Annotated in this window: 16 protein-coding genes; 12 read left to right on the forward strand and 4 right to left on the reverse strand. The window is 65.8% G+C overall.

All coding sequences use genetic code 11. The annotated features are described in order from the left end of the window. Positions 1–11: 11 nt before the first annotated feature. Positions 12–1,520 (reverse strand): anthranilate synthase component I, encoded by a 1,509-nt coding sequence (gene trpE / locus ACE3TJ_RS00630; protein WP_374592836.1) that lies wholly within the window; start codon positions 1,518–1,520, stop codon positions 12–14. Next, on the reverse strand, positions 1,517–3,445 hold the full coding sequence (locus ACE3TJ_RS00635) for a SurA N-terminal domain-containing protein (RefSeq protein ID WP_374592838.1): 1,929 nt from the start codon (positions 3,443–3,445) through the stop codon (positions 1,517–1,519). The genes trpE and ACE3TJ_RS00635 overlap by 4 nt, the downstream gene beginning before the upstream one ends. A gap of 144 nt (positions 3,446–3,589) precedes the next feature. Between ACE3TJ_RS00635 and tpiA the strand changes: the two genes are divergently transcribed. After that, complete coding sequence (gene tpiA / locus ACE3TJ_RS00640; RefSeq protein WP_374592841.1) at positions 3,590–4,333, forward strand: triose-phosphate isomerase; 744 nt, start codon at positions 3,590–3,592, stop codon at positions 4,331–4,333. 3 nt (positions 4,334–4,336) lie between these two features. After that, positions 4,337–5,392: a phospholipase A gene (locus tag ACE3TJ_RS00645; protein ID WP_374592843.1), complete on the forward strand. Its 1,056-nt coding sequence runs from the start codon at positions 4,337–4,339 to the stop codon at positions 5,390–5,392. Here ACE3TJ_RS00645 and ACE3TJ_RS00650 read toward each other — a convergent pair. Beyond that, on the reverse strand, positions 5,389–6,255 hold the full coding sequence (locus ACE3TJ_RS00650; protein ID WP_374592845.1) for a class I SAM-dependent methyltransferase: 867 nt from the start codon (positions 6,253–6,255) through the stop codon (positions 5,389–5,391). The two genes, ACE3TJ_RS00645 and ACE3TJ_RS00650, sit on opposite strands and share 4 nt — an antisense overlap. Before the next feature lie 89 nt (positions 6,256–6,344). On the opposite strand from ACE3TJ_RS00650, the gene secG reads away from it, so the two are divergent. Both secG and ACE3TJ_RS00660 read left to right on the forward strand, forming a co-directional pair. Beyond that, entirely contained in the window at positions 6,345–6,749 is a 405-nt protein-coding gene (secG, locus tag ACE3TJ_RS00655) for a preprotein translocase subunit SecG (RefSeq protein ID WP_374592847.1), read from the forward strand. Positions 6,750–6,830: 81 nt separating this feature from the next. Next, entirely contained in the window at positions 6,831–8,462 is a 1,632-nt protein-coding gene (locus ACE3TJ_RS00660) for a CTP synthase (RefSeq protein ID WP_374592849.1), read from the forward strand. A 55-nt stretch (positions 8,463–8,517) separates the two neighbouring features. Here ACE3TJ_RS00660 and ACE3TJ_RS00665 read toward each other — a convergent pair whose 3' ends face one another. Beyond that, positions 8,518–9,273, reverse strand: coding sequence for an SDR family oxidoreductase (locus ACE3TJ_RS00665; RefSeq protein WP_374592851.1), 756 nt, complete (start codon positions 9,271–9,273; stop codon positions 8,518–8,520). Positions 9,274–9,408: 135 nt separating this feature from the next. On the opposite strand from ACE3TJ_RS00665, the gene ACE3TJ_RS00670 reads away from it, so the two are divergent. From ACE3TJ_RS00670 to ACE3TJ_RS00705, 8 genes are all read left to right on the forward strand, one after another. After that, complete coding sequence (locus ACE3TJ_RS00670) at positions 9,409–10,296, forward strand: AraC family transcriptional regulator N-terminal domain-containing protein (RefSeq protein ID WP_374592853.1); 888 nt, start codon at positions 9,409–9,411, stop codon at positions 10,294–10,296. A gap of 65 nt (positions 10,297–10,361) precedes the next feature. Then, positions 10,362–11,417: an alpha/beta hydrolase gene (locus tag ACE3TJ_RS00675; protein ID WP_374592855.1), complete on the forward strand. Its 1,056-nt coding sequence runs from the start codon at positions 10,362–10,364 to the stop codon at positions 11,415–11,417. A gap of 361 nt (positions 11,418–11,778) precedes the next feature. After that, positions 11,779–13,068: a proline--tRNA ligase gene (gene proS / locus ACE3TJ_RS00680; RefSeq protein ID WP_374592857.1), complete on the forward strand. Its 1,290-nt coding sequence runs from the start codon at positions 11,779–11,781 to the stop codon at positions 13,066–13,068. Beyond that, a complete protein-coding gene (locus ACE3TJ_RS00685) occupies positions 13,065–14,312 on the forward strand; it encodes a lipoprotein-releasing ABC transporter permease subunit (RefSeq protein WP_374592859.1) in 1,248 nt (415 codons plus the stop codon). The genes proS and ACE3TJ_RS00685 overlap by 4 nt, the downstream gene beginning before the upstream one ends. Beyond that, positions 14,305–14,985 carry an ABC transporter ATP-binding protein gene (locus ACE3TJ_RS00690; protein WP_374592861.1) on the forward strand — a complete coding sequence of 227 codons (681 nt, stop codon included), beginning with the start codon at positions 14,305–14,307 and terminating at the stop codon, positions 14,983–14,985. Before ACE3TJ_RS00685 ends, ACE3TJ_RS00690 begins: the two co-directional genes overlap by 8 nt. Continuing rightward, the gene (locus ACE3TJ_RS00695; RefSeq protein ID WP_374592863.1) at positions 14,982–15,587 is read left to right on the forward strand and encodes a GNAT family N-acetyltransferase; all 606 of its coding nucleotides are present in this window, start codon (positions 14,982–14,984) and stop codon (positions 15,585–15,587) included. The genes ACE3TJ_RS00690 and ACE3TJ_RS00695 overlap by 4 nt, the downstream gene beginning before the upstream one ends. 3 nt (positions 15,588–15,590) lie before the next feature. Continuing rightward, positions 15,591–19,034, forward strand: a complete 3,444-nt coding sequence (gene dnaE, locus ACE3TJ_RS00700; RefSeq protein WP_374592865.1) for a DNA polymerase III subunit alpha — start codon at positions 15,591–15,593, stop codon at positions 19,032–19,034. Positions 19,035–19,232: 198 nt separating this feature from the next. Beyond that, the gene (locus ACE3TJ_RS00705) at positions 19,233–19,526 is read left to right on the forward strand and encodes a hypothetical protein (RefSeq protein ID WP_374592867.1); all 294 of its coding nucleotides are present in this window, start codon (positions 19,233–19,235) and stop codon (positions 19,524–19,526) included. Positions 19,527–19,672: the final 146 nt, after the last annotated feature.

The raw sequence follows: 19,672 nt of genomic DNA on the forward strand, positions 1-19,672 counted from the left end.
GGGAGGGCAAGTTATTGCCCGTATCCCGACTCTCCGGCGCGGGTGATGGCGTCCCGCGCGGCGGCGATCAGCGCGCCGGACTTGGCCTCGCACTCGCGCTGCTCGTAAGCGGGGGTTGAGTCCGCCACGATGCCTGCGCCTGCCTGAATGTGCATGGTGCCGTCCTTCACCACGGCGGTCCGCAGCACGATGCAGCTGTCCATCGATCCGTCGGGCGAGAAATAGCCGACCCCGCCCGCATAGGCGCCGCGCTTCTCGGCCTCCAACTCGGCGATGATCTGCATCGCGCGCACCTTCGGCGCCCCCGAGACCGTACCTGCCGGGAAGCCCGCCATCAGCGCGTCGATGGCGTCCTTGTCCTTCGCAAGGTCGCCGCGCACGTTGGAAACGATGTGCATCACGTGGCTGTAGAACTCCACCGTGTTGCGCTCCGTCACCGAAACGCTGCCTTCCGACGCCACGCGGCCGACATCGTTGCGGCCGAGGTCGAGCAGCATCAGGTGCTCGGCAAGCTCCTTGGGATCGGCGAGCAGGCTGTCGCGGTTCGCAGCGTCTTCCACGGCGTTCGCGCCGCGCGGGCGGGTGCCCGCGATCGGGCGCACCGTCACTTCGCCTTCGCGCACGCGCACGAGGATTTCGGGACTGGAACCGATCAGCGCGAAGCCCGGCAGGTCGAGCATGTAGAGGAACGGCGAAGGGTTGATGCGCCGCAGCGAGCGGTAGAGGCTGAACGGCGGCAGCGCGAACGGGATCGAGAAGCGCTGCGCCAGCACCACCTGAAAGATATCGCCTGCAACGATATAGTCCTGCGCGCGCCGCACCATTTCGGCATAGCGCGCCGGGTCGGTGTGGTGCGTCACATCGGCAGCGGCGGGCAGGGCGGTTTCGCGAGCAGTCTGCGGCAATGCGCCTGCAAGCCGCGCCTCGGCGGTCTCGATCCGTTCGATCGCCGCTGCGAGCGCCTCGCTTGCCGAAAGAGCGCCGGGGAACACCGGCGCGGCAATGAAAAGCTCGTCCTTCAGCCGATCGAACGCCATCAGCAGCGATGGGCGCACGAACAGCATGTCGGGAAGCTCGAGCGGATCGTTCTCTGGTGTCGGCACCGGTTCCACGAGCCCGATCGTTTCATAGCCCATGTAGCCGACGAGGCAGGCGAAGGCGGGCGGCAAATCCGCAGGCAAGTCCATCCGGCACGCGGCAACGAGATCGCGCAGCGCATCGAGCGGCGCGGCGTCCAAGGGCGTGAACGCATCAGGCGTGGAGGCGAAGCGGGTGTTGACCTCCGCCTGCCGACCGCGAACACGGAACACGAGGTCGGGCGCGAAGCCGAGCAGCGAATAGCGCCCGCGCACCGTCCCACCTTCCACGGATTCAAGCACGAACGCGCCCGATCCCGCCTTGCCGAGCTTCAGCATCGCGGAAACCGGGGTCTCCGTATCGGCGATGCGCCGCGTCCAGACGAGTTGCGGCCTTCCGGCCTCGTAAACCCGCGCGAAGTCCGCGGCCTCGGGATGGATCATTGGGGCTGGTCGGCGGTGCCCAGATAGCGCTGCTTCAGGCGTTCGAGGGCTTTGTCGTTCCGCTTGACGCCGACATTGGCCATGATCGCTGCCACGAAATTCTGGGCGTATTCGTTCGTCGCGGCAGTCTGCATCTGCGAACGCATCTGATCGAGGAAAGCGGGCGCCTCGGCGAGGTTGCCCGGCTTCACATCGGCGACATGCACGACGAACCAGGCGCCATTGCGCGGCTGGGCGAGCGCCCGCGCATCGCCCTTGGCAAGCGCGAAGCCAAGGCTGATCGGCGGCGGCACGGGCTCGCGGCGCGCCGCGATCTCGATACGGCGGGCGGTGAAGCTCTGCGCGGGCGGCAGCTTGTTTTCCGCGAGCAGCGCGGCGAGCGGCTTTCCGGCCTTGAGGCCCACCACGATCTTGTCGGCAACTGCCTTCGCGGCAGCCATCTGGCGCTCGAAGGTGAGCGCTGCGGTGATCTGCGGTTTGATCTCGGCGAGCGGCACCGGCGTCGGCGGCACGACCTCTTCAACGTCCATCAGCGCGTGCAGCGTCTCGGAAACATCCTCGACAGTCGGCTCGTCGTTCTCTTCCGTGGCGAACGCGCGCTCGATGAGCGGACGGATGCGCTGGTCGAGCTGCAGGCCAGATTCGCCGAGCGTCAGGCCTTCGCTCGTCACCGGCGGAATGCGGACCACGGTGAGGCCGAGATCTTTTGCAGCCTCGGCGACGCTGGCGCCTTCCGCAAGAGCGTCGTCCGCCTTTTCGACGATATCGGCGACGGCGTTCGCGGCAAGATCCGCCTCGACCGCAGGGCGGATCTCGTCCTTCACTTCGGCGAGCGTGCGCGCGGGCTTCGTCACGACGGCATCGACATGCACGACATGCCAGCCGAATTCGCTCTGCACAGGCCCGGCGATCTTGCCCGACGCAGCCTTGAACGCGGCGTCGGCCACGGCGTCGGCCGTCTGGTCGGCAAGCGCACTCTTCGAAAGCGTGCCGAGTTCGATGTCGGTTTCGCCGTAGCCTGCGACGTCCTTTGCGACGGCGGCGAAGTCTTCACCGGCGTTCACCCGCTTCGCAATCGTGTCGGCCTGCGCCTTGTCCTGCACCACCACCTGACGCAGCGTGCGCGTCTCGCTCGCGGCGAATTCGCTGGCGTGGCGCTTGTAGTAGTCGGCGAACGCGGCATCAGTCACCTTCACGGTCTTCGCGATCTCGGCATTGTCGATCAGCGCGTAGGTGATGCGGCGGCGTTCCGGCACCGTGTAGTTGGCGATGTTCTTTTTGTAGAAGGCTTCAAGGTCCGCATCGCTGAGCGTCGGGACCGGGAAGGACTGCGCCGGGATCGCGCCGAGTTCGAGCGTGCGCTGCTCGAGCTGGAGCGCCGTGAACGGCTCGGCGAGCTTGCGCGGCGTCATCGGGATCGAATCGACAAGGCCGAGCAGCTGGCGGCGCACGACGTCGCCGCCGATCTCGCGGCGCACCATGTCTTCGGTCAGCCCCTGAGCGCCGATTGCCTGCCGGAACACATCCTCGGAAAAACGTCCGTCGGGGCCACGGAACGCCGCGATCGAGGCGATTTCGGCGTCCACCTGCCGCTTGCTCGGCCCCAGGCCCAGCTTTTCACCCATCGCGGTGAGTGCCTGCGAGCCGATCAGGCGTTCGAGCACGCCTTCCAACATGCCGCCGCGCACGGCCTGCGCCGCGGTGATGCCCGGCTGTTCCTGCCGGATCGTCGCGAGCTGCCGGTCGAACTGGCTGGAGAGCTGCGCGTCGGTGACATCCTCTCCCGCGACCTCGGCCACTGCATTCGCCGCCGGGCCGCCGCCGAACGGATCACCGATACCGGTGACGATGAAGGCGACGAGCACCAGCCCGAGAAGGGCAAGGACGATCCAGGAAGAGAGGGCCTTGCGGAAGAAACTGATCATCGGGAGCCTTTGGTCTTTCGCGCGCGTTCAGCATTGAAAATAGCGCCCGGTTTATAGGTAGCTGCGGCAGGCGCGGCAAGCGCGCCCTTGGCTTGCCCGTGCGTGCGTTGCTAAGGCCTACCGCAAATGCACATGGAGAGTTTGATGGAAAAGCCGATGCTGGTTGCGGGCAACTGGAAAATGAACGGCCTGAAGGCTGCGCTTGTCGAGGTGGAAGCGATCGCGCGGGCGGCCGATTCCGCGCCTTCCCGTGTCGAAGTTGCCATCGCACCGCCATTTACGCTCCTCGCTCTGGCAAAGGGTGCCGCGGCGGGCACGCGTTTGCGGCTTGGCGGGCAGGATTGCCACGCGAACCCCTCGGGTGCGCACACCGGCTGCATCGCCGCGCCGATGCTCTCCGATCTCGGCTGCGACTTCGTCATCGTTGGTCACAGCGAGCGGCGTACCGACAACGGCGAGACCGACGCGGTCGTGAAGCTGAAGGCCACGGCAGCGATCATGGCTGGCCTCCGCGCGATCATCTGCGTCGGCGAAACGGAAGCCGAGCGTGATGCCGCGCGCCATCTCGACGTCGTCGCGGCGCAAATCGACGGCTCGCTTCCGGATGCGGACCCGGCAAGCGTCGTCATCGCCTATGAGCCCGTGTGGGCGATCGGTACGGGCCGCACGCCGCTCGCGGGCGATGTCGACGAGATGCACAATGCCATCCGCGCGCGCCTCGTCGCCCGCTACGGCGAGGACGGACGCCGCATCCTCATCCTCTACGGCGGCTCGGTGAAGCCCTCGAACGCCGCCGAGCTGTTCGCGGTGCCCGAGGTCGGCGGCGCCCTCGTCGGCGGCGCCAGCCTCAAGGCCGCGGACTTCCTGCCCATCATCGCTGCGGCCTGACGCGTGCGCGCCGCAGCTTTCGCCGCCGTGATGCTGGTCTCCCTGCCGGCAGCGGCGGAGGTGCGGCTCGTGGTGCCGGAGGCGAATGCACCGCGCACCGGCACGTTCGAGGTGATCTTCCTCAACGACAGCGCAGAGGCCGCGAAGCTCGACGCACCGAAAACGATCACCGTGGCGGAAGGCGAGGCGGCGCTGGAAGGCCCGGCACCTGCCGAGATCACCCCCGGCGGCTTCGCGCGCGTCACCTACCGTCTCGGTTCGGTCCCGGCAGCGCCCGCGCCACAGGTGGCCGTCGCAGCCTCCACGGCCACGCCGCAGGAGGCCGAATCGACCGGCCTCGGCCGCTTCGAGACCTACGAGCCGATGTATGCGCTCGTCGGCGCGAACCCGTCGGACGCAAAGCTCCAGCTCAGCTTCCGCTACCGCCTCTTCGGCCACCAGCCGCGTGAGTTCACAACGGGAGACGGCAGCCGCGAATGGCGCGCGGGCCTCTATTTCGGATACACGCAGCGCATGTTCTGGGATCTCTCCCAAGAGTCGATCCCGATGTACGACATCACGTTCAGCCCGGAACTGTTCCTGCGCGCCGTCTCACCGGGCTCGACCAGCATCGGCGCGCCGATGCTCGGCATCCAGGCGGGTCTCCGTCACCAGTCGAATGGCGAGGACGGCGCGGATTCGCGCAGCTACAACACGCTCTACGTGGAGCCCTCGGTCGGTTTCGGTCTCGGCAACGGCTGGACGCTCACCGCCGCGCCGCGGCTCTGGGTCTATGTCGGCAGCAAGGAGGGCAACGAGCGCATCGCCCGCTATCGCGGCTACACGGGCCTCACGATCGACCTGAAACAGCAGGACGGTTTCGGCCTGCGCACCTTTCTACAAGGCAACCTTTCAGGCGGGCGCGGCAGTGCCGAGGTGGACATGAGCTATTCGCTGCGCCGCTGGACCGGGCTCAACCTCTATCTCTACAGCCAGCTCTACACCGGCTACGGCGAAGCGCTCATCGACTACGACGAACGCAACACCCGCCTGCGCTTCGGCATCGGGATCGTCCGCTAGGGCCTTTCACCCACGATCCACCACACCCGGTGCGGAACCGCGAGTGGATCTTCCGGAAAACGTGCGCGGAGCGTCGAGGCCAGAATCTCGTCGAAACGGGCGGTTGCTTCGGCGTCGAGGCTGGCCTTGATCCCGGCGCTGGCGCGGATGCGGCCGCGCCACGCTTCATGGCTGTAGGGCTGGGCGATATCGAACGACCGGGTTTCAAGGCTCGTAAAGCCGGCGTTCGCCATGTCGGCGGGCCAGTGCGGATAGACTCCTGTTCCGCCGGCGAGCGCCCATGCCGGATTCGCTTCCATGATCAGCTGCTCGGTCGCCTCGACGACGTTGCCCCGGAGCGGAAGCCAGTCGAAATGGCAAATGACCAGGTGTCCGCCGGGCTTCAGCACACGGAAGGCTACTGCGGCGGCACGCTCGCGTTCGAACCAGTGCCAGCACTGTCCGGCAGTGACGATGTCGAAGGTCTGGTCGGGAAACGCCAGCGTCTCGGCACGGCCTTCGCGGAAATCGACGGAAACGCCTTCGCGCCGGGCGATCTCGGCGCCTTCCTGCATCATCTCGGGTGAGGGATCGACACCGATGACGTCGAGCCCGCGCCGGGCAAGGCTGCGCGCGACCGTGCCCGTGCCTGTGCCGATATCGAGCGCTTTCAGTCCTGCCCGAAGCGCGATCTGTTCGGCGAGGCGGCCGAAGAACGCTTCCGGGAAACCGGCCCGGAACTTGCCGTAATCTGACGAAGCCTTGCCGAAATCGACGCTCGGACCGAGCCTTGCTGCGGCCTCGATAATATCCTTGGGGTCCATATGGCCGGTATCCTGCATGGCGATGCCGCCTCCCATCGCGCCGCCGTATGCAAAGGTCAATCGCGGCGCGCAGAGCCCGGAGTGCTTGAACTCGCGTCTCCGCGTCGTTATGTGGCCAGCAGAAATTCGCCAGAAACGATCGGTTCCGCATGTCCACCGCGCTGATGCACTTCGTCCTTGTCATCCACTCGCTGATCGCGATCGCGCTTGTCGCGGTGATTTTGCTGCAGCGTAGCGAGGGCGGGGCGCTTGGTATCGGCGGCGGTCCGGGCGGGCTGCTCACAGCGCGGGGCGCGGGCAATCTGCTCACCAAGTCGACCGGCGTTCTCGCGGCGTTCTTCCTCGGCACCAGCATCCTGCTCGCCGTGATGGCCAGCCTCGCCAAGGCGCCGACCACGATCGACACTTCGCTCGTGCCCACCGCGGAAGCCCCCGCAGCGCCTGCCGACGGCCTGCCGACCGCGCTCCCCGGCAGCACGGCGCCTGCCAATGATGCGCTGCCGATGGCGCTCCCGGCAGCGCCCGCCAGCGACGACATTCCGACCGCGCAATAAAGTCATCCACAGAAAAAAGTCCCGCCGCTGCCCCGAATCGGGTGGCGGTCCATCCCTTTGCTCGCCTATAGGTTTTCTCCCATGGCGCGGTACATTTTCATCACCGGCGGCGTGGTTTCCTCGCTCGGAAAAGGTCTCATGGCGGCGAGCCTCGCCGCGCTCCTGCAGGCGCGCGGCTATACGGTGCGCATCCGCAAGTTCGACCCGTATCTGAACGTCGATCCGGGAACCATGTCGCCTTATCAGCACGGCGAAGTCTACGTCACCGACGACGGGGCGGAGACCGATCTCGATCTCGGCCACTACGAGCGGTTCACGGGCGTGCCCTCGCGCCAGTCCGACAACGTCACCTCGGGTCGCATCTACCAGCAGATCATCGCCAAGGAGCGCCGCGGCGACTTCCTCGGCGCGACCGTCCAGGTGATCCCGCACGTGACGGACGCGATCAAGGCGTTCGCTCTTGCCGACACCGAGGACCTCGATTTCGTGCTCTGCGAGATCGGCGGCACGGTGGGCGACATCGAATCGCTGCCGTTCATCGAGGCGATCCGCCAGCTGCGGAACGACATCGGCGCCGAAAACGTGTGCTTCGTTCACGTCACGCTGATCCCGTTCATCGCCGCGGCGGGCGAACTCAAGACGAAGCCGACGCAGCACAGCGTGCGCGAGCTCACCAGCCTCGGCATCCAGCCGCAGGTGCTCGTCTGCCGCTGCGAAAAGCCGGTGCCGGACAGCGACCGCGCGAAGATCGCGCTGTTCTGCAACGTCCGCAAGGAAGCCGTGATCCCGGCGCTCGATGCGAAAAGCATCTACGCCGTGCCGCTCCAGTACCATGCCGAGGGGCTGGACCGTGAAGTGCTGCGCGCCTTCGGCATCGAGGCCGAGGCCTCGCCGAACCTGTCCCGCTGGGACGACATCATGGACCGGCTGAACAATCCCGAGGGCGAAGTCACCATCGGCGTCGTCGGCAAGTACGTGGGCTTGCAGGACGCCTACAAGTCGCTGCACGAGGCGCTCGTCCACGGCGGCATCGCGAACCGCGTCAAGGTCAACGTCAAGTGGCTGGACGCGGAACTGTTCGAAGGGGAAGGGGCTGAGCCCCAGCTTCTGGAGCCGATGCACGGCATTCTCGTTCCCGGCGGCTTCGGCGAGCGCGGCAGCGAAGGCAAGATCGCCAGCGTTGCGTTCGCGCGCGAGCGCGGCGTGCCGTTCTTCGGCATCTGCCTTGGGATGCAGATGGCCTGCATCGAGGGCGCGCGAAACCTTGCGGGCATCGCGGGTGCGTCGACCACCGAGTTCGGCCCCACGGATGAGCCTGTCGTGGGTCTCATCACCGAGTGGATGTCCGAAGAGGGCCTCCAGAAACGCGAAGTGGGCGGCGACCTCGGCGGCACGATGCGTCTCGGCGCGTTCCCGGCGAAGCTTGGCGCGAACAGCGTCGTCGGCAGCGTCTACGGCGCCACCGATATCTCCGAACGCCACCGCCACCGCTACGAGGTGAACATCCACTACAAGGATGCGCTCGAAAAGGGCGGCCTCGTCTTCTCCGGCATGTCGCCAGACGGCGAGCTTCCAGAGATCGTCGAACGGCCCGAACACCCGTGGTTCATCGGTGTCCAGTTCCACCCGGAACTGAAATCCAAGCCGTTCGACCCGCATCCGCTGTTCGCCAGCTTCATCGCGGCGGCCCTCAAACAAAGCCGCCTCGTCTAACCAACTCCCTCTCCCCGCCGGGGAGAGGGTTGGGAAGAGGGGTAAGCCAAAAACCTCAGATCGCCTGACCACCCGAAACCTCGATCCGCTGCGCGTTTACCCAGCGATTGTCCTCGGAAAGCAGGTTCGCGATCATTGGCCCGATATCGTCCGGCACGCCGACGCGGCCGAGCGCAGTGATATCGGCGAGGCCTTTGTTGATCTCGGCGTTGTCGCGCACGGCGCCGCCGCCGAAATCGGTCTCGATCGCACCCGGTGCCACGGTGTTGACCGCGATCCCACGCGCACCGAGTTCCTTCGCCATGTAGAGCGTCAGCACCTCGACCGCGCCTTTCATCGCCGCATAGGCCGCGTAGCCGGGGTAGGCGAAACGGGTGAGACCGCTCGAGATGTTCACGATGCGGCCGCCATCGGCGATCAGCGGCAGCAGTGCCTGTGTGAGGAAGAGCACGCCCTTCAGGTGCACGTTGACGAGGCCGTCGAACTGCGCCTCCGTGGTTTCGGCGATAGGCGCGTATTCGCCGTGTCCGGCGTTGTTCACCAGATGATCGAACGTCTCCCGCTGCCACGTTTCGCGTAGCGCCGTACGCAGCCGGTCTGCGAAGCCAGCGAAAGCAGCGACATCGCCGGTGTCGAGCTGCAGCGCCACCGCCTTGCGGCCCATTGCCTGAATCTCCGCGACGGCGCGGTCCGCCTCGTCGCTGCGGCTGTGATAGGTGAGCACGACATCGCCGCCGCGGCGTGCGATGCTGAGCGCCGTATTGCGACCAAGGCCGCGGCTGGAACCAGTTACGAGGGTGATCTTTGTCATGGCCATTCTCCTTGGGTTTGTGTTGCTTGATGTATAGGCGCCGCGCGCATCCCCGTGTTGCCGGAAGCTCGGAGTGTCTTGCCTGATCCTCCAACGGAGATGTATTTCAGGTGGAAAGCGGCTATTGCGTCTTTCATGACCACGCTCCTTGAAGCTGTCCGGCGCCACGCAGACGCCCATGCCGACCCGCTCGGTTTTGCGCCGACTCCGATCCCCGGCCTTTTCGCCGTGCGCGCGACCACGCCGAGCGGGCTCCTCCACGACGTCTACCGTCCGCTGGTCTGCCTTCTGGTGCAAGGCAGCAAGCAGGTGACGATGGGAACGCAGGCCTTCACTTTTTCCGCCGGGGATTCGCTGCTCGTGACGGCGGACGTGCCGACCGTCAGCCAGATCACGCGGGCGAGCCTTGCCGCGCCTTACTATTCACTGGTGCTGGAACTGGATCTTGCGCTGATCGCCGAGCTCACGACGGAAATGAAGCCTGCGCTCGTTTCCGATGCCGCACCCGTTCGCGTCGATACGACGGACAGGGAGGTCGCCGACGCCGCGCTTCGTTTGATGCAGCTGCTGGACCGCCCACAAGCGCTGCCGGTGCTGCAGGCGCAGCTGCGACGCGAGATGCACTATTGGTTGCTCGCCGGGCGACATGGGCCTGCCATCCGGCAACTCGGCTGGCCCGATGGCCACGCAAGGCGGATCGCACGGGCCGTTGCCGTGCTGCGCGAGGCTTACGCCGAGACCGTTCCCGTCGAGCGCCTGGCCGCTGCCGCGGGCATGAGCCCGTCGTCGTTCCATCACCATTTCAAGGCGATCACTTCGCTCTCGCCGCTGCAATTCCAGAAGCAGCTGCGCCTCATCGAAGCGAAACGGCTGATGCTTTCGGAAGGGCGCAGCGCCGCGCACGTGGCATTCTCTGTCGGCTACGAAAGCGTGCCGCAATTCACGCGCGAATATGCGCGCCTGTTCGGTCTGCCCCCGGTGCGAGACACACGGGTTGCACGTGAAAGCGCCCGCGCGGCCTGAAGTGCGAATACCTGCGCCTTTATCCATGGTAACATTTGCGCGGACAGGGTGAGAGGGTCGCGGCCATGGGGCGGTGGATCAAGCGGTTGGCGGCTGCGCTGGCAGTGCTTGTCGTGCTCGTTCTCGCGGCGGCGTGGCTCAGCCCGTGGCCGGGTGTGCTCGTCATCCGGCAAATCTTCGATGCCGGCGCGCGCGCCGCATCGGCAAAGCTTGAAAAGCACCTGCCCACGAACGTCCGCTCGCTGAACGACATCGCCTACGCACCGGGCGATCCCGATGCGAGGCTCGACATTCACCTACCTTCAAGCGGTAAGGGACCGTTTCCCGTGATTCTCTGGATTCACGGCGGCGCATGGGTTTCGGGCGACAAATCCGACCTCACCAACTACCTGAAGATTCTTGCCGCCAGAGGCTATGGCGTCGTCAACATCAGCTATTCGATCGCGCCGGGCGCGACCTACCCAACCCCGGTGCGGCAAGCGAATGAAGCGCTCGGCTTCGTGGCGCAGGAAGGGGCGCGGTATGGCCTCGATCCCGCACGCATCGTGCTCGCCGGCGATTCGGCGGGCGCACAGCTTGCGGCGCAGCTCGCGGGTATCGTGACCTCAGCCGATTATGCGGATGCCGTCGGCATCACGCCTTCGCCGCTTCCCGCGCCGCTGCGCGGTGTGCTGCTCTATTGCGGGCCTTATGACGTCGGCAAGGTGAACTTCGACGGTCCCTTCGGCATTTTCCTGCGCACGGTGGTGTGGGCGTACAGCGGCACGCGGGATTTCCGCAGTGACCCAGCCTTCGCGCTGATGTCCGTCGCGCAGCACGTCACGCCTGCGTTCCCGCCTGCGTTCATCTCGGTCGGCAACGTCGATCCGCTGCGTCCGCAGTCTGTCCAACTGGCGGATGCCCTGCGTGCGAAAGGCGCCAAGGTGGAAACGCTGTTCTTTCCTGATGCCTACACGCCGCCGCTCGCGCACGAGCACCAATTCGATCTCGATACGGAGGCGGGAAAGCTGGCTCTGCGGCGTTCGGCCGCGTGGCTCGGCGGCGTCATGCGCGATGCGCCGCCGCAACAGCCTGTCGAACAGGCGGGTTCTTCAGGGTCGTTTGAGAACGGCCACAAATGAAAAGCGCCCGGGTCGTTTCCGGCCCGGGCGCTCTCGTGACGAGTCTTTTTAACTCCCGCGAAGATCAGGTCCTCTGTTCCCCCATCGGACCCCGACCTTGCTAGCGCGCCGTCGTTATTCGCGTCGCGCGTCCTCCCCCAACCCTGGTGCCCTCCCACAGGCGATACCGGATCAGTGGCGAGAGTGTTACGGTGCGGGTGGGCATCCCGACAAGAGAGCGTCACGCCCCACGCACATTAATTTCGGGGGGTGTGGATATGATGCAACAATGCGGCTCGGTGCGGCTGCGTAACGGGCAAGGGTAGGGGATCGCGGATTGGGCAGTTGCTTGCGCGGCCGCCCATGCTAGACAGCGCGCACTATGCGACTTTCCCGTTATTTTCTTCCGCTCCTCAAGGAAACCCCCACCGACGCGCAGATCGTCAGCCACCAGCTGATGCTGCGGGCCGGTCTCGTGCGCCAGACCTCGGCCGGCATTTATGCGTGGCTGCCGGTCGGCCTTCGCGTCCTCGACAAGATCGCCGACGTCGTCCGCCGCGAGCAGGACCGCGCGGGCGCCATCGAGCTGCTGATGCCGACCATCCAGTCGGCGGACCTTTGGCGTCAATCCGGCCGCTATGATGCCTATGGCCCGGAGATGCTCCGCTTCAAGGACCGGCACGAGCGCGAAATGCTCTACGGGCCGACCAACGAGGAGATGATCACGGCGCTGTTCCGCGATTCCGTGCGCAGCTACCGCGATTTGCCGCGCACGCTCTATCATATCCAGTGGAAGTTCCGCGACGAGGTGCGCCCCCGCTTCGGCGTGATGCGCGGCCGCGAGTTCCTGATGAAGGATGCCTACAGCTTCGATCTCGACGAAGCGGGCGGCAAGGTTTCGTACAACGCCATGTTCGAGGCGTATCTGCGCACATTCGCGGCGATGGGCCTCAAGGCTGTGCCGGTGCGCGCGCCCACGGGCCCGATCGGTGGCGACATGAGCCACGAGTTCCACATCCTCGCCGAGACGGGCGAGAGTGAGATTTTCTACGATTCGGCGATCGAGGACGTTGACGTCACCGATCCCGAGGCCGTCTCGAAGCTTTCCTCGATCTACGCGATGGAAGCCGAAGAGCACGAGAAGGTGACGAACTGCCCGGTTCCGGCGGAGCGTTTGCTCAGCCGCCGCGGTATCGAGGTCGGCCACATCTTCTTCTTCGGTACCAAATACTCGGCAGCGATGGGCCTTTCGGTGCAGGGGCAGGACGGCAAGCCCGTCACGCCGCAGATGGGCAGCTATGGCGTGGGCGTCTCGCGCCTCGTCGGCGCGGTGATCGAGGCGTGCCACGACGAAGACGGCATTGTGTGGCCGGAAGCGATCGCGCCCTTCAAAGTCGGCCTCATCAACCTCAGGAGCGGCGATGCCGCCTGCGACGTGGCGGCGGACGATCTTTACGCGAAGCTACAACGCGCGGGCGTCGAAACGCTCTACGACGACCGCGACGAGCGCGGCGGCGCCAAGTTCGCGGGCATGGACCTCATCGGCATCCCCTGGCAGCTCGTCGTCGGGCCAAAGGGCGTCAGCGCGGGTGTCGTCGAGCTCAAGCACCGCAAAACCGGCGAGCGCCATGAGCTTTCCGTCGAGGCCGCGCTGGAGAAGCTCGCGGGATGATCTCCCGCTACGAGCGCATGATCGCCCGGCGCTATCTGCTGCCGGGGCGGGGTGAGGGGTTCATCTTCCTCGTTGCATCGATCAGCCTCGTCGCCGTTGCGCTTGGCGTTGCCGCCCTCATCGCGGTCATGTCGGTGATGAACGGTTTCCGCGCCGAGCTTTTCGACCGTATCCTCGGCCTTAACGGCCACGCCGTCGTGCAGGGGTACGGCGGCCGCCTGCCGGACTGGCAGCCGCTGCTGGCGCAGGCGCGCGCCACGCCCGGCGTCGTGCAGGCCGAGCCGATCATCGAACAGCCGCTCATCGGCTCTTACAAGAGCCGCGCCGAAGGCGTCCTCCTGCGCGGGATGCAGATGGACGACATTCGGGGCCTCAAGCTCGTTGCCGACAACGTGAAGGCCGGGCGCCTCGAAGACCTCGCGCTCGAAGGCAATTTCGTCGCGATCGGCGCCCGCCTCTCCGAATCGCTCGGTGCCGGTGTGGGCGATACGATCAGCCTGATCTCGCCCGACGGGCAGGTGACGCCGTTCGGTACGACCCCGCGCATCGTCCCCTATCAGATCGCCGCCGTGTTCGAGGTCGGCATCTTCGATTACGACAAGGCCTTCGTGCTGATGCCGCTCGACCGCGCGCAGACGTTCCTGCGCATGGGCGATGACATCGGCATGATCACGCTGACGACGACCGATGCGGACAAGGCCGATCGCATCCTCCAGCCGCTCGTCCCCGCGCTGACCGGGCGCGGCATCATCATCGACTGGCGGCAGATGAACGGCGTGCTGTTCGAGGCGCTTTCGGTGGAGCGGACGGTGATGTTCGTCGTCGTCGGCTTCATCATCCTCGTCGCGGTGTTCAACATCCTCACCAGCCTCATCATGCTCGTCCGCGCGAAAACCCGCGACATCGCCATCCTCCGCACGATGGGCGCGAGCCGCGCGGCGATGATGCGCATCTTCGTCACCGTCGGCACGCTGATCGGGTCCGCGGGCATATTGCTCGGCATGGCGCTCGGCTTCCTGTTCCTGCATTACCGGCAGAACATCGTGCTCGGTGTCTCGAAGATCACCGGCGTCGATCTCTGGGACCCGCGCATCCGCTACCTCACCGAACTCCCCGCGAAAACCGACATGGTCGAGGTCACCGCCATCGTCACGCTGGCGCTGGTGCTCAGCTTCCTCGCGACGATCTACCCGGCGTGGAAGGCGGCGAGCACCGATCCCGTGCAGGTGCTGCGCTATGAGTGACGTGCTCGCAGTCAAAGGCCTCGCGCGCAGCTTCAGCCAGGGCGGCGCGGTGATCGAGGTCTTGCGCGGCGTCGACCTCAGCGTCGGCCCCGGCGAGATTGTCGCGCTGCTCGGCCCGTCCGGCTCCGGCAAATCCACGATGCTGCAGGCGATCGGCCTCCTCGAAGGCGGCTTCGACGGCTCGATCGTCATCGACGGCCGCCCCGCCGAAAAGCTCTCCGCGCACGAACGCACCGAGGTCCGCCGCGACAAGCTCGGCTTCGTCTACCAGTTCCACCACCTGCTGCCGGACTTCAACGCGCTCGAAAACGTCGTGCTGCCGCAGCTCATCGCGGGACGCGATCCACGCGAGGCGGCGGACAAGGCGAAGGCGCTGCTCACCGATCTCGGCCTTGGCCAGCGCCTCGATCACCGGCCTTCGCAGCTTTCGGGCGGCGAGCAGCAGCGCGTTGCGGTGGCGCGCGCGCTCGCGAACGAGCCGGTGCTGGTGCTCGCCGACGAGCCCACCGGCAATCTCGACGAAGCGACCGCGCAGCGCGTGCTCGCGGAATTCCTGCGCGTCGTGCGCAGCCACAATTCCGCGGCGCTCATCGCCACGCACAACACGCAGCTCGCAAAGCAGATGGACCGCACGGTCGAGCTGCACGAAGGCCAATTGGTCGAAACACGATGAGCCCCTGGCAGGATCAGCCCCGCCTCGAAGGACGGTACGCCCGGCTTCTGCCGCTCGAACCGGCACATGCGGAGAGCATCGCCGAAGTGTCGCGCGATGGGCGGCTCTGGGAATTGTTCTTCACGCGCGTGCCTTCGCCCGATGATGTGAAGGGCTGGCTCGATACGGCCCTCGCTGAAAAAGCGGCGGGACGATCGATGCCGTTCGTGATCGAGGCGGATGGACGCATCGTCGGCGCCACGCGCTACCTGCGCATGAATGAAGCGCATCGCCGGCTCGAAATCGGCGCGACCTTCTATGCAGCGTCGGTGCAGCGTTCCCCGGTGAACACGGAATGCAAGCTGCTGCTGCTCGGCCACGCGTTCGAGGTGATGGGCTGCAACGTCGTCCAGATCCGCACGGACTGGCTCAATCGCGCCTCGCAGCGCGCCATCGAACGGCTCGGCGCCAAGCGGGACGGGGTATTGCGCAATCACCAGATCGCGGTGGACGGCCGCATCCGCGACATCGTCTGCTACAGCATCATCGCCACAGAATGGCCGGGCGTGAAGCAGAATCTCGAATTCCTGCTTTCCCGGCGTCGGGAGCCTGCGCCACAATAGGCCATGCCCGAATCGCGTTTTGTCCATCTCCGCATCCAGTCGCCCTATTCGATGCTGGAGGGCGCGGTTCATGCGAAGGATATCGCCAAGGCCTGTATTAAGTACGGTATGCCCGCCGCTGCCGTTACCGACAGGAACAACCTGTTCGCGGCGATGGAGTTTTCGGAGAAACTTTCGGACGCGGGCGTACAGCCGATCATCGGCGCGCTGCTCTCGGTCGCGCGGCCCGGCACGCCGCAAGCGGGCAGCAAGCCCGCGCAGGACTGGCTGGCGCTGCTCGCGCAGGATGAGGCAGGCTACAAGAACCTCATCCGCATCGTCTCCCGCGCGCACCTCGAATCCGATCCCGTGGATGGCCCGAACGTGCCGCTGGCCGAGCTCGAAGGGCTGACCGACGGTCTGATCGCGCTCACCGCCGGGCCTGACGGCGCGCTCGCGCGCCTATTGGCCGAGGGGCAGACGGATGCCGCGAACGCCTATGCGGACACGCTGCAGGCACTGTTCCCGGACCGGCTCTACATCGAGCTTTCGCGCACGCACAATCCGATCGAAGACAGCGCCGAGCAGGCCCTCATCGCACTCGCCCACACCCGGAACCTGCCGCTCGTCGCCACCAATCCCGTGGCCTTCCCGGACAAGAGCTTTGCGGCCGCGCACGATGTGCTGCTCTGCATCGCCGACAGTGCCTATGTGGAAACCGAAGGCCGCCGCCGCGTTTCGCCGGAATGCTGGCTGAAAACGCCCGACGAGATGATCCGCCTGTTCGAGGACGTGCCCGAAGCGATCGACAACACGCTCGTCGTTGCGCGCCGCTGCGCCGTGATGGCGCCGTCGCGAAAGCCCATCCTGCCGAGCCTCGCCGGCGACCGCGAGGGCGAGGCCACGATGCTCGTCGAGCAGGCCCGCGCCGGTCTCGTGCGGCGGCTTGAAGGCCGCACCGATACCGAACCGTATTTCGAACGGCTCGATTACGAACTCGGCATCATCAACAAGATGGGCTTTGCCGGCTACTTCCTGATCGTCGCCGATTTCATCCAGTGGGCAAAGTCTCACGGCATTCCGGTGGGGCCGGGGCGCGGATCAGGCGCGGGCTCAGTGGTCGCGTGGGCGCTCACCATCACCGATCTCGATCCCATGCGGCTCGGCCTCCTGTTCGAACGCTTCCTGAACCCCGAGCGCGTCTCGATGCCGGACTTCGACATCGACTTCTGCGAAACCCGGCGCGGCGAGGTGATCCGCTACGTGCAGGAACGCTACGGCCGCGATCAGGTGGCGCAGATCATCACCTTCGGAACGCTAAAGGCGCGCGCCGTGCTGAAGGACGTCGGCCGCGTGCTGCAGATGCCTTACGGGCAGGTGGACCGGCTCGCGAAGCTGGTGCCGAACCACCCCACCGATCCGTGGACGCTCGACCGCACGATGAACGGCGTCGCCGAGTTCGAGAACGAGACGAAGCGTGATCCGGCGGTCGAAAACCTCGTCAACCTCGCCATGAAGCTCGAAGGCCTGCCGCGCCACGCCTCCACGCACGCGGCGGGCGTCGTGATCGGCGACCGCCCGCTCGACGAACTGGTGCCGCTCTACCGCGATCCGCGTTCCGACATGCCCGTCACCCAGTTCGACATGAAATGGGTGGAAAAGGCCGGCCTCGTGAAGTTCGACTTCCTCGGCCTCAAGACGCTCTCGGTTCTCCAGCGTGCGCTCGATCTCCTCGAAAAGCGTGGCGTCACCGTCGATCTGTCGACGATCCCGTGGGACGATCCCGATGTTTACGCGCTGCTTGCGAAGGGCGACACGGTCGGCGTGTTCCAGCTCGAATCCGAAGGGATGCGTCGCACGCTCGCGCAGGTGAAGCCGGACTGCTTCGAAGATATCATCGCGCTCGTCTCGCTCTATCGTCCGGGTCCGATGGACAACATCCCGAGCTTCGCGAACCGCAAGCACGGCACCGAGGCGGTCGACTGCCTGCATCCGAAGCTGGAGCCGATCCTCAAAGAAACCTACGGCGTCATCATCTATCAGGAACAGGTGATGCAGATCGCGCAGGTGCTCGCGGGCTATTCGCTCGGCGAAGCCGATCTTCTGCGCCGCGCCATGGGTAAGAAGAAGAAAGAGGAGATGGACGCCCAGAAGGCGCGTTTCCTCGAAGGCGCCACCGCGCAGGGCGTCGATCAGGCCCAGGCCGACTACATCTTCGAGCTTGTGGCGAAGTTCGCGGGCTACGGCTTCAACAAGAGCCACGCCGCCGCCTATGCGCTCGTTGCCTATCAGACGGGCTGGATGAAGGCGAAGTACCCAGTCGAGTTCTACGCCGCCTCGATGGCCTATGACATCGCGCTCACGGACAAGCTCAGCGTGTTCATAGACGATATGAAGCGCATGGGCGTGGAGTGCCTGCCGCCCTGTATCAACAACAGCGAGGCCGACTTCTCGGTAGAGGACGGCAAGGTGCGTTATGCGCTCGCCGGCCTCAAAGGTGTCGGCGAGCGTGCGATGGAAGGCATCGTCGAGGTCCGCGAGGCGGGCGGCCCATTCAAGTCGCTCACCGATTTTGCCGAACGCATCGATCCGACGCTGCTCAACAAGCGCCAGATCGAAAGCCTCGTCTCGGGCGGCGCCTTCGATTGCGTCGAGCCCAACCGCGCCAGGGCTTATGCGATGGCCGAAGCGGTGCTCGCGGCGGCGAACGCAGCGGCCGATGCGCGCGAAACGCATCAGGGTGCGCTGTTCGGCGGGGCAGGGGGCGGCGCCTCGATCACGCTGATGGCGCCAGGCAGCGTCTCGGCATGGTCGCTCGGCGAGACAATGGCGAAGGAACGCGATGCCTTCGGCTTCTATTTCGCCGCGCATCCGCTCTCAGCCTGGCAGCACGTGCTCGATACGCACGGTGCACGCTCCTACGCGCGCGTTTGCGAGGATGGCGCGCCGTGGGACGGCGGCCGCGGCAGCGCAACGATGGCGGGCCTCGTCGAGTCGGTGCGTTGGCGTACGCCGCAGAATGGACGCAGCACGCGCTATCTGCTCGCCAGCCTGTCGGATTCGGGCGGCCAGTATGTTGCGAGCTGTTTCGACGAAGAGGTGATGCCCGCACTCGAAGCCGCCGCCGCGGCTCAGGAGGTCGTGCTGATCAACGCCGAGCTGCTGTGGCGCGACGGAGAGGAGACGCCGCGCGTCACCATCCGCGGGCTCACCGCCGTTGCCGAACTGTCGAAGCACAGCCGCGGGCGGCTGAACCTCAAGGTGTCGGGAGACTTCGATGCCGCGGCGCTGCGGCGCCTCGCGGATAGCCTGCCCACCGGGCGCGGCGATATCTATGCGGAAATCACGGTTCCGGGAGGGTTCGCCTCGATCCGGCTCGCGCGCGGCCTGCTGCTCGATTCGGAAATGCGCCACAGCGTGGAGCGCATTTCCGGCGTCACCGCTGCCGAACTGGTCGCCGTAAACTAAGCTCTTCTCGCGCCGCGGCGCATGGTCGCAGCGGCTTTTTCTACGCGTTTTTGCCGTTGCAATGCTGCGCTGCGGTATGCAATTTGCGTGGCACTCAAAAAATCGTTTGACATAGAACTGAGTGACACTTAAACAGGCTTCAATGGTTTTAAGTAAGACTCAGTAATCGCCCTCCCACGGCAAATCAGGAGCAAGATCATGAACCGCGTTCTCGTCACTCTCCCCCTCGCTTTCGTCGCGTCCGCGTTCTTCGTCACCGCCTCGATCACGCCTGCTCACGCATCTGAAGGCGCCTGCGCCGCGATGCCCGCCAACATCCGTTCGGTCGCCGAAAAGGGCGATGCGGATACGGCCAAGAAGGCGCTGAAGCTGGTTCGCACGGGCGAGCTGCTTTGCGATGCGGGCAACGAGCGCGCGGCGAAGAAGAAGTTCGAAGGCGCGTACAAGACCCTCGGCGTTGCCGAAGCGGAATACGCTGAGCTCGCGAAGTAAAAGTCCCCCCAAGGCCCATTGCGGCCTTCAAGGGCTGCGGCAGCTTTGCCGCAGCCCTTTTTCTTTGCGCTGAGGGCAGGGCATTTGCGGTTGCGAGGCCGCAAGGCGCGTGACATTGGAGCCCCGGTTCGACACCGGATAGGACG

This window comes from Sphingosinicella sp., from assembly GCF_041916975.1.
In the GTDB taxonomy this organism is placed as follows: Bacteria; Pseudomonadota; Alphaproteobacteria; order Sphingomonadales; family Sphingomonadaceae; genus Sphingosinicella.

Excerpts from the sequence above, each read along its gene's own strand:
- ACE3TJ_RS00705 (WP_374592867.1), top strand. The coding sequence starts at position 19,233 with ATGAACCGCGTTCTCGTCACTCTCCCCCTCGCTTTCGTCGCGTCCGCG.
- ACE3TJ_RS00690 (WP_374592861.1), top strand. The coding sequence starts at position 14,305 with ATGAGTGACGTGCTCGCAGTCAAAGGCCTCGCGCGCAGCTTCAGCCAG.
- tpiA (WP_374592841.1), top strand. The coding sequence starts at position 3,590 with ATGGAAAAGCCGATGCTGGTTGCGGGCAACTGGAAAATGAACGGCCTG.
- ACE3TJ_RS00675 (WP_374592855.1), top strand. The coding sequence starts at position 10,362 with ATGGGGCGGTGGATCAAGCGGTTGGCGGCTGCGCTGGCAGTGCTTGTC.
- ACE3TJ_RS00695 (WP_374592863.1), top strand. The coding sequence starts at position 14,982 with ATGAGCCCCTGGCAGGATCAGCCCCGCCTCGAAGGACGGTACGCCCGG.
- secG (WP_374592847.1), top strand. The coding sequence starts at position 6,345 with ATGTCCACCGCGCTGATGCACTTCGTCCTTGTCATCCACTCGCTGATC.
- ACE3TJ_RS00635 (WP_374592838.1), bottom strand. The coding sequence starts at position 3,445 with ATGATCAGTTTCTTCCGCAAGGCCCTCTCTTCCTGGATCGTCCTTGCC.
- ACE3TJ_RS00665 (WP_374592851.1), bottom strand. The coding sequence starts at position 9,273 with ATGACAAAGATCACCCTCGTAACTGGTTCCAGCCGCGGCCTTGGTCGC.
- trpE (WP_374592836.1), bottom strand. The coding sequence starts at position 1,520 with ATGATCCATCCCGAGGCCGCGGACTTCGCGCGGGTTTACGAGGCCGGA.
- proS (WP_374592857.1), top strand. The coding sequence starts at position 11,779 with ATGCGACTTTCCCGTTATTTTCTTCCGCTCCTCAAGGAAACCCCCACC.
- ACE3TJ_RS00670 (WP_374592853.1), top strand. The coding sequence starts at position 9,409 with ATGACCACGCTCCTTGAAGCTGTCCGGCGCCACGCAGACGCCCATGCC.
- ACE3TJ_RS00660 (WP_374592849.1), top strand. The coding sequence starts at position 6,831 with ATGGCGCGGTACATTTTCATCACCGGCGGCGTGGTTTCCTCGCTCGGA.
- dnaE (WP_374592865.1), top strand. The coding sequence starts at position 15,591 with ATGCCCGAATCGCGTTTTGTCCATCTCCGCATCCAGTCGCCCTATTCG.
- ACE3TJ_RS00685 (WP_374592859.1), top strand. The coding sequence starts at position 13,065 with ATGATCTCCCGCTACGAGCGCATGATCGCCCGGCGCTATCTGCTGCCG.